This window comes from Clostridium senegalense JC122 (assembly GCF_000285575.1).
GTDB classification, from domain to species: Bacteria; Bacillota; Clostridia; order Clostridiales; family Clostridiaceae; genus Clostridium_J; species Clostridium_J senegalense.
This window is the reverse complement of record NZ_HE611050.1, coordinates 1,034,183-1,046,578: the sequence shown is the minus strand read 5'-3', so window position 1 is coordinate 1,046,578 and position 12,396 is coordinate 1,034,183. Positions and strand designations below refer to the sequence as shown.

Genomic DNA, 12,396 nt, shown 5'->3' with positions numbered 1-12,396 from the left:
AATTGGTTCTATTTTAGGACTACTTTTTATTAGATATTAAAATAGATTAATTAATTATTTTGAATTTGATATATAATAAATGTAGAAGCTTCTTTGGGATTATTGAATATAGGAGAGTGCTATTACTATGAAAAACAACATTGATAAAAAAGTTTTTTTGAAAAATATCCTTTTACAGTACAAGAAATTGAAAAGAATAATATTAATTGGGATAATTTAAATGCAATATATAACGATTTTATACAATCTAGAGAAAATTATGAAACACAAGCAGAATTTATTTCTAATATAGTAAAGAATGCATGTAATGTTCATACTGTTAAGGCAAGAGTTAAAAATGCAGAAAGATTAATAGAAAAAATTATTAGAAAAACAAGAGATAGAAAAGAAAAATATGGCGAAGATTTTAACTTTACTATAGAAAACTATAAAGATGAAATAAATGATTTAATAGGAATTAGAGCTATACATATATTTAAGCAAGAATGGGAAAGTATACATCAATTTATACTTAATACATGGAAAGTTACAGAGATGACAGCTAATGTTAGAGAGGGCGATGACACAAGCAGGTTTGAAGAATTAGGAATACAAATTCATTCAAGAAAATCAGGATACAGATCAGTGCACTATTTGATAGAATTTTATCCAACTAGTCAAAAGGTTATAGCAGAAATTCAAGTAAGAACTATATTTGAAGAAGGATATGGTGAAATAGATCACCAGCTTAGGTATTCACATAAAGAAATACCTAAGGTATTAGAAGCAAATTTATTATTATTTAATCGTATTGCTGGAAGTGCTGATGAAATGGCTTCATTTATTAATTTATTAAATGATAATTTAGGTAGTGTAAAGTGTGAATATAATAAAGTTTTAAAAGAAAAAGAAGAAGAAATTAAGTTATTGAAAGAAAAAATTTGTTCATTTGAAAAAAAGTAGATTCAATTGAATCTACTTTTAAGAATTTATAGTTAAATTAGTTTTAGTTTTTAATTTTGTATATATAAAATGTATGTATCTTATAAGAACGTATAAAACTATAACTATTGCAATATATTCAGAAGCCTTGCTTATGTAATTCAATAAGCTAGATTTCATATTTATTGAACCTAAAAATTTATTTGAAGCTTTTAAAGCTATAGCACTTATTACTAATGGAAATGTAAATGCTGAGTAGCTTGGATAAAACTCTATTTTAAGAAATTTAGGTAAAAGAATAATTACTGCTATTAATGTTATTGATGATAAAGATAATAATATTCCAATTATAATAGAATTTTTTGCGTCAAATGAATTTATATATCCAGCAAGACAAAGACTAGCTGGTGCTGCAAAAATAGTTATAAGTGGTAATGTTGGCTTAGGAAGTTGTTTTATAATTAAAACTCTATAAAGGACTATAGGTAATAAAATTAAATAACATATAAACCCAAACCAAAATACAGTCTTGCCAAAAGTTAAAGCATTAAAATTTGGAGCAGTTAAGCTTACCACTACAATACCTACATAAACTATGAAATAACTTGGAAATACTTTTTTTATATTAAATTTTAAAATAAACTTTATAGTAAAGTAAAGCATCAATACAAAATGTATAATAATGCCTAAAATCCAAAATATAAAAGCACATTTATAAGAATAAGGCTTTATATATGTTGATAAAATAATTATTCCCATAGAAAATGTAGGGGTTACACTAGCTATTACTGGGTTTTTCAAATCATCTATAACGGATTTTGGATTAATAAAAAATTTTAACACAAGACATATAAAAATTATTGCAGAAATAGCTCCAAATATGTTTTTATATATAGGACTATAGTTTGCAACTAAATTTCCGGTAGATGCTAAGGCTAGCATTAATCCAGCAATAGGGAGTGGTATTAAGTTTAAAAATTTTTTCATATTTAAGACCTACTCTTCATCAATATTTTTTAAATTAAGTTCTCTAACTATTATGCTAGCAGCTTTTTCTGCAACTTCACCAGTGAATGATATACATTGAGCCTTATGTTCACCAGAACCCATATCCATACCTTGAGTATGTACTTTACAACATAAGCAACCATGATTTTGTCTAAAACTTTCTTGAAGTTCATTTGCAAGTTTTAAAGTGTTTTCTACTTTTTTGTCTCCACCTTTAGTTCTACCAAAGAAATAACCAAGACAAAGAATACCACCAGAAACTGCTCCACATACACATTTTGAACGTCCTATACCTACAGGAAATCCAGATGCCATAGCAACCATTTCATCAGGCATGTCTAATTCAAAGTTATTTTTTATAGAATAAACTATAGCTTCAGAACAAAAGAAATCACCTTTTCTAAAAAGTTCTTCTGCATCTGATTTGATTTTTTTGATACTTATTTCAGTTTTCATATTAAATCCTCCTAATTGTATATAAAATAGTGCAAGAATATAAAATTTTAATATACTCATTAAATTAAAAGTGTTATTAACTGTAATTATGAAAAATGTATTTAGCATTTTTACATAATTAAATTTAATCATTAGTAAAATATTTAAAGTTTTAATGAATAAATTAAAAATATAGATTTCTATATATTAAAATCTAACAAAAAACATACAAGTTTAGAAATAGAAAAAACAAATAGAATAGAATTATCTATCGGTATTTAAAATACATACTGATTATTCAGTTGAAATTTGAAAAAATATTAAAGTTGAGATAATTCACAAAACACATATTAAAATGTAGAATTGTGAGGGGAAAAGTTGAAAATATATTAAATATTATTAAAATTTAACTTTTTAATAATATGATTTAGTATAATAGGAATAAATAAAAATTTTGAATGAAAAGGTTTAAAGCGAAATTATTAATATAATTTTAGTTTTAATTTTAATTTTAGGGGGGAAGTATACATGGATATTTTTATGATTTTAGCAGCATTTGGTGGAGGTGCCTTTGCAGCGGCAATAGGAGCCTTACCAGCATTTATACTTGTAGGAATAGTTGGACTTACGGGACTTACTGTGTCGACAGGTCCAATTAACATGGTTGATGGTGTTGCTTTTGGAGCTTTTTTAGGACCACATATTTCTTTTGCAGCTGGAGTTGGAGCTGCAGCTTTTGCACATAAAATTGGTGAACTTGAGTCAGGAGCTGATCTTGTAACACCACTTAATAAGTTTTCTAATCCATTAATCTTATTAGTAGGTGGTGCATTTGGTGTAATTGGATGTGTATTAAATTATTTATTTTTAGAAATTATACATGTTCCAGCAGATACAGGTGCACTAACAGTTTTAGCATCTGGAGTTATTGCAAGATTAGTATTTGGTAAAAGTGGTTTATTGGGAGATACAAAAGTTAAAGAGAGAAAATATTTTCCTAATGGTAAAGAAATAATTTATTTGATAATGTTAGGTTTAGGTGCTGGTTTAGTAAGTTCATATTATGCAGTAACAACAGGAATTGCAGTGTTAGGTTTTTTTATTAGTGCGACTACATTAATTTTTGCACAAATGGGATATGCAGTTCCTGTAACACATCATATAACTTTAATGGCAGGATTAGCTGGAGTTACTAGTGGTAACATTTATATTGGTGCAGCTTTTGGTATTATTGCAGCTATAGTAGGTGATATAGTATGTAAGACTTTAAATAGCCATGCGGATTCACATATTGATCCACCAGCAACAACAAATTTTTTACTTTCATTAATAATAACTCTTTTATTATAAAATGTAGTTTAATAAATAATAGTTTATATACAAGTATTTTTACATATTATAATATTTAAAAATTATAATACTAAATAGTATTTAAAGATAAGATTATAGATGTTTAAAAAAGTTATAATATCTTAATATTAAAAACATAAGAAAAAGAGAAATTAGTATAATATTTCTAATTTCTTTTTTATCTAATTTTATAAAAACACTAAGGATAAGTATGAAATAAGGTATTTTAAGTTGATTCTATATAAAGGTAAATAAAAAATGTATATAATAGAATATAATTATGTAATTTTATGAAAAGGGGGATAATTGTGGAGAGGAAAAGTGCTTTAGAAATAAAAGATTTAAGAAAAAGTTTTGGAAGCAAAAATGTTTTAAATGGTGTAAATATAGAGGTTTATAAAGGGGAAATTATAGGATATATAGGTCCTAATGGTGCAGGTAAGAGTACTACTGTTAAGTTAATATTAGGATTATTAGAAGATTATGATGGAGAAATAAAAGTTTTAGGAGAAAATATAAAAAATAGTGATGGAAGCTATAAAAAAAGAATAGGTTATGTTCCAGAAGTAGCAGATGTTTATGAGAGTTTAACAGCAAAAGAATACTTAACATTTATAGGACAATTATATGGTATGGAATATGATGATATAGATAAAAAAGCAAAAGAATTAATGGAGGTTTTTAATGTAGGGCAGTCCTATAATTCTAGATTATCTAATTTTTCAAAGGGTATGAAACAAAAGGTAATGATAATAGCCAGTATTTTGCATAATCCAGATATATTATTTTGGGATGAACCACTAAGTGGGTTAGATGCGAATATAATAATGATAGTTAAAGAACTTTTAGAAGAATTGGCATCTAAAGGAAAAACTATATTTTATTCATCACATATTATGGATGTTGTAGAAAAAATAAGTGATAGAATAATTCTTATAAATGAAGGTACAGTTATTGCAGATGGAACATTTGAGGAATTAAAAGTGCAAATAAATGAAGGTTCATTAGAAAATATATTTAACGAATTAACTGGATTTAGTATGCATAAAGAGACAGCTAAAAAAATTATATCTATAGTTGAAGGAGAGGAATAATTGTGTGGGAGTTTAAAATTCTAAAACTAATAGATAAATTTAAGTGGGTCTACGAAAAATTAGGTGTAGATTATGATATGATGAGTCTAATATTAAAAATGAAACTTACTACAGACAGTAGAAAGACTCCAACAGTTTTAAGTAATACTAATGATGATAAGAAAGAAGAAAAAAATCAGTTTAAAAGTGCATTGAAGTATTATTTATTTTTAGGTATAGTTTTTACGTTTATTATTATTCCAGATATAAATGTCATGGCTAAAATGAGTATGTACTTTTCAATGATTATGTTTTTTATTTTATCTATTTTTATATCTGATTTTTCAACTGTTATCTTAGATGTTAGAGATAAAACTTTAATTGGAACTAAAGGTGTAGATCTAAGGACTATAAATGCTGCAAAGTTTACACATATAATTATATATATTTGTGAAATTACACTTGCTCTTTGCGGATTTTCTCTTATAGCATCGTTAAGATATGGAATTTTATTTTTTATAGTATTTTTTGTGGAAATAATTTTTATAGATTTATTTCTTGTAACAATAACAGCATTAGTATATTATTTAGTGCTAAAGTATTTTGATGGTGAAAGACTTAAGGATATAATAAATTTTATACAAATAATTTTAACTGTAATAATTACAATAGGATATCAATTTATTGGAAGATTATTTAATTTTGAAAATATTAGTGGAACGTATACTGCTAAAATGGTTCATTATTTTTTACCACCACTTTGGTTTTCAGCACCATTATCAATTGCAAAAAATAAGCAATTAGATATAGGCATAAGTATATTAGCAATATTAGCAGTAGTTGTACCTATATTAAGTATAATTTTATACTTTAAAACAGCAAAAAGTTTTGAAGAATATTTAATAAAGTTAAATGAAAATTCTCAAATATCTAATAAAGAAAAAGGGAAATTTACTTTAAAGTTAAGCAAATTTATATGTAAAAATAAAATAGAAAGAGCATTCTTTAATTTTTCCTGTGAAATGTTAAGCAAAGAAAGAGATTTTAAACTTAAGGTTTATCCATCATTAGCCATGGCAGCTATATTTCCTTTGATATTTTTACTTATGAACATTGGAAATACAAGCAATGCAGCAAATAGTATTCACAATATATCACAAGGTAAGTCTTACTTTACATTTTATGCTTTAATAATGTTGGCATCACCAATGATAACAATGATTCAATTTTCCAAGGAGTATAAAGGTGGATGGATTTACAAGGCACTACCTATAGAAAATTATAACTTGATTTATAAGGGTTCAATAAAAGCCTGTATTTATAAATTTATTATGCCTGTGGTTATTCTAGATGGGATAATATACTTACTAATTTTCAAATGGAAATTTATTATACATTTAATTATAATGATTTTTGTTATGATATTAATGATATTAATAGATTTAAAATGTATAGGTGTAGGATTACCATTTTCTATGAAGTACAGTCCAAGTGAAAATAAAAAATCCCTAGGAGCGTATATGTTATCATTTATTATAACTGGAGCAATATGGGGCGGTCACTATATTTCAACAACTATTTCCTATGGAATTTATGTATATTTAATAATAATATTTATTGCAACAATAATAAGTTGGAATTTAACATTTAAAAATAAAAACAATTCAAAAGACATAATTTCATAATTAAGAAATTAGCTAGACATAGGTATCTACGTAATAGATAAGATACCAATGTCTAGCTTTATTTATTATCAAGTATAATCTTATAGGGTTCCAAGTTGACTCTTAAAGTTATTCATTTCAAAACTTGGATACCTAAAATAGTGAGACATGCTACGAATCACTTAGAATTCAACACTACATCTTGTGTAAAGACATTTTAAAGTTGTTGAATAAATTTAAATTGGAGCTTGTTTCCCTATAGCTTTAAACCTATATAAAAAAATAATATATATTTTTATTTAAAATTTCAAATATATATTGTTCAAAATTTTACTATGCTCTAAAATAAAAAATGTAAATAATTTAAAAGAAAAATATAAGAAACTAGGGGGGAGGAGGTTACCAAAAAATATAGGGTTTAAGATTTGGTAACTAGGATTAAAATGAATAATAAAAACAAGGGTATTGCTTTAGTATTGATAGCTACCTTATTTTGGAGCGTGATGGGTATTACAAGCAGAAATTTATGTATTGCAGGCTTAGATGAAAAAGGGATATCATTTTTTAGAGCATCTATAGCAACGGTATGTTTTTTATTGTGGCTGTTAAAAAACAATAGGGAAGCTTTAAAAATTGATATAAGGGGACTAGTAATATGCTCTTTTTATGGAGTTGGTACATTTGCAATGTGTTTTATTGCTTTTAATTTGTCTGTATCCAAAATTCCAATATCAATAGCTACTGTATTAATGTTTACAAATTCTATATGGGTCACTATATTTAACGCAATATTTTTTAAAGAAAAAATAACATTAAAAAAAATATTTGTAATTATTTTTGCTATGATTGGATGTTTATGCATAGCTAATATTTTAGGTGGAGAAAAAATTAAGTTAGATCTTATAGGAGCTGTTGCAGGGGTCGTTACTGGAATGCTATTTGCACTTCAGATTGTTATTCCTAGATTTTACATAGAAAAATATAAAAAAGACACAATGTTAATATATGGATTTTTATCAGCTACATTATTTTTAGCCATGTTCACTAATTTTAAGGATATAAAAATAGCTGTTATAACTAATAATCATCCAGTAATCGTTATATTAAATATTTTATCAATAGGATTTCTAAGTACATTTATATCAAATACGTTTTATGTAAAAGCTACTGAGTACATAGATACAAGTTTAACTAGTATATTAGTTGCTTTAGAGCCAGTTTTAGGTAGTATATTTGCATTTTTTATATTTGGTGAAATGTTAAATGGCATTCAAATAATTGGATCAATAATAATATTAATGTCTGCTATTTTTTTAGAGTATGATTTTTCGAGATTTAAAAAAATAAGCATATTAAAAGTTCTATATAATTATCTTATATATAAAAGAAGTATAATATTTTATTATGCTTCTTTTCTATATAAGATAAAACCTATTACATTTGTAATAGGTTAATAAAAATAAACCCATAAATTTGATTTTAAAGAACATAAAAAATAAAATATATATGATTAATTAAATTTTGTGAAATAAGGAATGGAGTGTTAGTATAATGAAAATATTAAATGACGTATTAGACATAGAAAGATGTGTAAGAGAAAATAATTTTGTAATATTATATTTTTCAAATGAAAGTTGTGAAGTTTGTAATGTATTAAAAGGCAAGGTAGATAAAATAGTAGATTATTATGAAGAGTTAAAGAGTTTTAAAATAGAAATAAACGATTGTAAGGAAGTTGTTTCTAAATATAATATATTTGATATACCTACAGTAGTATTTTATATAGATGGAAAAGAAATTTTAAGGGAAAGAAGATATATAAATTTAAGTGAATTAGATAAAAAAATTAATAGGTACTATAATTTATATAATAGATAAAAAATTCATTTAAATATAAGAATTAGGAAATATATATATAAAAAGTTAATTTATATATATAACTATTTTAATATATGCTATAATTAATTATTGTAGAATAAATGTAAAATTAGTATTTCTGTAGTACAATCATTTTTAAATTTATTGTTTTAAAAATAAAGAGGATTCATCTTGAATATCTTTTTTTTATGTGAAAATAGTTAACAACTTGATAAAAGTCTACAGTATAAATTAATAATAATTTACATTTGTGAAATGTTTTTTAGAAATAAAAAAAGGTATAATAGAGTATATTCATAGGTCACAATTGAAAAAAGTTAAAAATAAATATAATAAATTTATGGTATATATTTAGGGGATATTATGTAGTTACGAGCTATAGAATCATTAATAATTTGCTTTACTTGAGTATAAAAAGTTATAGTATAATAGGTATGTAAATAGGTTATAAAAGCAAATGGTTTAGGAGGAATTATGAGTTACAATATTGCAATATGTGATGATATTAAGCTTCATAGAAAAGAAATTATAGATATATTAAAAGAAATTTGTAATAAGTCTATAATAGAAATTAATATAGATGAGTTTGAAAACGGTGATGACTTAGCGATAAAAATAAAAGATAATCCGTATAAATATGATATAGTATTTCTAGATATTATAATGAATAGTACAAATGGTATAGACATTGGAAAATTAATAAAGAGTTATAATGAAAGACTTATATTGGTTTTTATAACGTCTTCTAAGGAATATGTTTTTGATGGATATGATACTGGAGCTTTAAATTATTTGTTAAAGCCAGTTAATAAAGAAAAATTAAAGTTAGTTTTTGAAAGAGCTATATGTTCAATAACTAAAAAAGAGGAAGACTATTTTTGTTGTAAGTATAAAGGTGTAATAACAAAAGTTCCTTTAGATGAGATAGAATATTTTGAAAGTATTAGGAGAGTGATGTTTGTATGCACAGATACAACTAGTAATACTTTCTATGGTAAGATATCTGAAGTTGAAGAATTTTTACCACATAATCAATTTGCAAGATGTCATAAAGGATACATAGTTAATATAAAGAAAATAAAAGAAATAAACAAAGGGGAAATAACATTAGAGTCTGGTAAAATTATACCTATAAGTAAAACTTATTTAGAAATTATAAAATTTAAATTTGTAGATTATTTAAATGATTGGTGTAAATAATATGTTTAATTAAAAAGGTATTATAATTTTAAATTTATCTTAGTATGTAGAGAAATAAGCTCCAATTTAAATTTATTCAATAAGTTTAAAATATTTTTTATATAAGACGTAGTGTTTAATTCTAAGCGATTTAGAGCATGTCTCACTATTTTTGATATTCAAGTTTTTCAATGAATGAATTTAAGAGTTAACTTAGAACTCAATATGAAATATAAAAAACTATGAAGTTAGATATTGTATCTAACTTCATAGTTTTTTTAAGGAAAATTAAAAACAATCAATTTCCAGAGAATCATCAGGTTCATTTGAATTTATATAAATTAAAGATTTTTTTATAACAAAGAATGAAATTATAACACATAAACCTTCAGAAATTATAGTTGTAAACCATATTCCAGAACCACCAAACATAGTAATCATTACTAAAAGAACTATAGAAACTAATATAAGTCCCCTTGATAATGAAATTATAGTAGCATATACTGGTTTTTCAATTGAAGAAGAGAATCCAGAAATTAATATATTATAACCTAAAATTAAAAATGAAAAAGAATATATTCTAAATGATTTTACCGAATAAGAAAATAACTCTAAGTTTTCTTTACTTATAAAAATGCTTACTATTTCATTAGTAAATATTATAGATATAGTAAATATTAAAATTGATGCAAAAGTTATAGCTTTAAAGGACATTTTTAAAAGTTGTTTAATACTGGTATTATCTTCTTTCCCAAAATAAAAGCTAGATAGTGGTTGCATTCCTTGTGTTATACCAATCATTGTCATTAGAACTAAAGTACTAACGTAACATATAACGCTATAACTTACTATTCCATTTTCGCCTATATATTTTAAAATGCTTTGATTAAATAATAATATAACAACTCCAGATGTAAGTTCTGTTATAGCATCAGGGAAGCCTATAAATATTATTCTTTTTATAGTGTTAAACTTAAATTTAAATTTAGTTAGTTTTAGTTTAGAAACTTTTCTACAAAAATGACTAAAGAAAAATATTGTTGATATTACTTGTGAAATACCTGTTGCAACTGCAGCGCCCTCAACGCCTCTGTTTAGTTTTATCACGAATAGGTAGTCAAGAACTATATTAGTTATTGCAGAAAGAACAACTCCTATTATTGCCAAGTAAGGATAGCCATCAGTTTTTGTAAGAACTTCTAAACAATAAGAAACTATAAAAAATGTGTTGAAAACAATTATAATTTTAAGATATGAAATTACAAATGGTAAGGTGTTTTCAGTAGCACCTAAAAATAGTGCAAGTTTATCAATGTTAATATAGCTTAGTATGCTAATAGTTAGTGAGAATACAATCATAGCCACAAGGTTGAGGGTGAAAATTTCATTAGCATCTTTATTATTATTTTTTCCAAGAGAAATTGAAATTATTGTAGATGCACCGGTTGAAAAGAACATAGAACATGCAAAAACGAAATTTACATAAGGCATAGCAATATTTACAGCAGCTAAAGCGGTAGGACCAACTCCTCTACCAACAAACATGCCATCAACCATAGTATAGATTGAGTAAACCCACATAGCTATTACTGAGGGGAATAAGTAATGTAAAAATTTTTTTCTTAGTGCCGACTTATTGGCGACGGCATCAACAGAATTAGACATAAAAACACTCCTTGAAATTATTAAATTTTATAATAATATTTTTTTATTAAATTTATTTAAAATTTAATAAAATATTATAAAATAATACTATAATAGAATTATAAACCTTGGTATAATACCAAGGTCAAGAGTTGCATAAATATAATAATATTTATGTTTAGCAATAGAAGTGGAGTGGTTATTAAAAAACAATTAAAGTAAAGAGTAAATTAATTTATATAGTAAATATAAAACTAAACATTGTACAAGTAAGTACATGATATGTAATTAAGAGGTGTTATTTTGAAGGATTATTATAAGATTGGAGAAATTTCTAAAATATATGGAATTGGAAGAGATTCACTTATGTATTATGAAGAGTTAGGTATTTTAAAACCTATAAGAGATACTAATGGATATAGACTTTATAGTATAAGTGATATATGGAAACTAAATTTAATTAAAGAATTAAGAACATTAAATTTTTCTATGAAGAAAATAAAAGATTATATAGATAATAGAAACATAGAAATTACTAAGGAGGTTTTAAAAGAGGAAATACATATAATTGACAAACAAATAAAAGATTTAAGTAAGCAAAAAGAAAACATAATTAATAGATTAAATAATATAGATAATGTAGTAAATAGTTGTGAACTTTATACTATAAAAGTTGTCTATATGAATGAAAGAAAAGCACTTAAGCTAAATGGTAATATATCTAGAGATGAGGATGTAGACTTTTTAGTTAAAAAATTACAGAAAAAATTTGAAGAAAAATTTTATGTTTTAGGAAACAAAAACATAGGTGCTATATATGATTTAAATCAGTTAAAAGAAAACATATACAATCAGTATAAATCAGTATTTTGTTTGTTAGAGGACAAGGAAAAATCATATAATCTTTTACTTGAAAAAGGATATTATGTTACTTATTCATATAGAGGAGCATATTGTACAAATAAAGAACATTTACCTAAGATTTTAGAATTTATAAAAGATAATAATTATAAAATTAAAAGTGAACCAATTGAGATATATAAAATAGATGTTCACGAGACATCAGTGGACAATGAATATATTACTGAAATTCAAATTCCTGTTGAAAAATATTAGTAATATGTAAAGCCGTAGTGTATATTACGGTTTTATTTAATTTTAAGTTTTCTATTTATTTTAATTAAATTTTTCTAGATGATTAAAAAAACTATGTCTTTTGGAAACCATTAAGCATAAATTTTACT

11 protein-coding genes are annotated in these 12,396 nt (G+C 24.4%); 8 read left to right on the top strand and 3 right to left on the bottom strand.

Annotation, left to right across the window (positions count from 1 at the left end; genetic code table 11):
* The first annotated feature begins 186 nt into the window (after positions 1 to 186).
* A complete protein-coding gene (locus CSGHG_RS19965; RefSeq protein ID WP_042315873.1) occupies positions 187 to 942 on the top strand; it encodes a RelA/SpoT domain-containing protein in 756 nt (251 codons plus the stop codon).
* An 18-nt stretch (positions 943 to 960) separates the two neighbouring features.
* Here the strand turns inward: CSGHG_RS19965 and CSGHG_RS05560 are convergent, their stop codons facing one another.
* Both CSGHG_RS05560 and CSGHG_RS05555 read right to left on the bottom strand, forming a co-directional pair.
* Positions 961 to 1,908: a TDT family transporter gene (locus CSGHG_RS05560; RefSeq protein WP_010293341.1), complete on the bottom strand. Its 948-nt coding sequence runs from the start codon at positions 1,906 to 1,908 to the stop codon at positions 961 to 963.
* A 9-nt stretch (positions 1,909 to 1,917) separates the two neighbouring features.
* Positions 1,918 to 2,385 carry a C-GCAxxG-C-C family (seleno)protein gene (locus CSGHG_RS05555; protein WP_010293340.1) on the bottom strand — a complete coding sequence of 156 codons (468 nt, stop codon included), beginning with the start codon at positions 2,383 to 2,385 and terminating at the stop codon, positions 1,918 to 1,920.
* A gap of 507 nt (positions 2,386 to 2,892) precedes the next feature.
* Here CSGHG_RS05555 and CSGHG_RS05550 point away from each other — a divergent pair.
* The 6 genes from CSGHG_RS05550 to CSGHG_RS05525 all read left to right on the top strand — a co-directional run bounded on the left by CSGHG_RS05550 (position 2,893) and on the right by CSGHG_RS05525 (position 9,529).
* Positions 2,893 to 3,714: a hypothetical protein gene (locus CSGHG_RS05550; RefSeq protein ID WP_010293339.1), complete on the top strand. Its 822-nt coding sequence runs from the start codon at positions 2,893 to 2,895 to the stop codon at positions 3,712 to 3,714.
* 290 nt (positions 3,715 to 4,004) lie between these two features.
* Complete coding sequence (locus CSGHG_RS05545; RefSeq protein ID WP_042315872.1) at positions 4,005 to 4,808, top strand: ABC transporter ATP-binding protein; 804 nt, start codon at positions 4,005 to 4,007, stop codon at positions 4,806 to 4,808.
* A gap of 2 nt (positions 4,809 to 4,810) precedes the next feature.
* A complete protein-coding gene (locus CSGHG_RS05540; RefSeq protein ID WP_010293334.1) occupies positions 4,811 to 6,472 on the top strand; it encodes a hypothetical protein in 1,662 nt (553 codons plus the stop codon).
* Between the two features lie 422 nt (positions 6,473 to 6,894).
* The gene (locus CSGHG_RS05535; protein WP_042316075.1) at positions 6,895 to 7,905 is read left to right on the top strand and encodes a DMT family transporter; all 1,011 of its coding nucleotides are present in this window, start codon (positions 6,895 to 6,897) and stop codon (positions 7,903 to 7,905) included.
* 97 nt (positions 7,906 to 8,002) lie between these two features.
* Complete coding sequence (locus tag CSGHG_RS05530) at positions 8,003 to 8,329, top strand: thioredoxin family protein (RefSeq protein ID WP_010293332.1); 327 nt, start codon at positions 8,003 to 8,005, stop codon at positions 8,327 to 8,329.
* Positions 8,330 to 8,803: 474 nt separating this feature from the next.
* A complete protein-coding gene (locus CSGHG_RS05525) occupies positions 8,804 to 9,529 on the top strand; it encodes a LytR/AlgR family response regulator transcription factor (RefSeq protein ID WP_010293330.1) in 726 nt (241 codons plus the stop codon).
* 267 nt (positions 9,530 to 9,796) lie between these two features.
* Here the strand turns inward: CSGHG_RS05525 and CSGHG_RS05520 are convergent, their stop codons facing one another.
* Positions 9,797 to 11,173 carry an MATE family efflux transporter gene (locus tag CSGHG_RS05520; RefSeq protein ID WP_010293328.1) on the bottom strand — a complete coding sequence of 459 codons (1,377 nt, stop codon included), beginning with the start codon at positions 11,171 to 11,173 and terminating at the stop codon, positions 9,797 to 9,799.
* A 282-nt stretch (positions 11,174 to 11,455) separates the two neighbouring features.
* On the opposite strand from CSGHG_RS05520, the gene CSGHG_RS05515 reads away from it, so the two are divergent.
* On the top strand, positions 11,456 to 12,268 hold the full coding sequence (locus tag CSGHG_RS05515; protein ID WP_010293327.1) for a MerR family transcriptional regulator: 813 nt from the start codon (positions 11,456 to 11,458) through the stop codon (positions 12,266 to 12,268).
* Positions 12,269 to 12,396: the final 128 nt, after the last annotated feature.

What these genes read in the sequence shown, in the direction of transcription:
- CSGHG_RS05560 (WP_010293341.1), bottom strand. Translation starts at nt 1,908, where the DNA reads ATGAAAAAATTTTTAAACTTAATACCACTCCCTATTGCTGGATTAATG.
- CSGHG_RS05530 (WP_010293332.1), top strand. Translation starts at nt 8,003, where the DNA reads ATGAAAATATTAAATGACGTATTAGACATAGAAAGATGTGTAAGAGAA.
- CSGHG_RS05520 (WP_010293328.1), bottom strand. Translation starts at nt 11,173, where the DNA reads ATGTCTAATTCTGTTGATGCCGTCGCCAATAAGTCGGCACTAAGAAAA.
- CSGHG_RS05525 (WP_010293330.1), top strand. Translation starts at nt 8,804, where the DNA reads ATGAGTTACAATATTGCAATATGTGATGATATTAAGCTTCATAGAAAA.
- CSGHG_RS05555 (WP_010293340.1), bottom strand. Translation starts at nt 2,385, where the DNA reads ATGAAAACTGAAATAAGTATCAAAAAAATCAAATCAGATGCAGAAGAA.
- CSGHG_RS05550 (WP_010293339.1), top strand. Translation starts at nt 2,893, where the DNA reads ATGGATATTTTTATGATTTTAGCAGCATTTGGTGGAGGTGCCTTTGCA.
- CSGHG_RS05535 (WP_042316075.1), top strand. Translation starts at nt 6,895, where the DNA reads ATGAATAATAAAAACAAGGGTATTGCTTTAGTATTGATAGCTACCTTA.
- CSGHG_RS05545 (WP_042315872.1), top strand. Translation starts at nt 4,005, where the DNA reads ATGAAAAGGGGGATAATTGTGGAGAGGAAAAGTGCTTTAGAAATAAAA.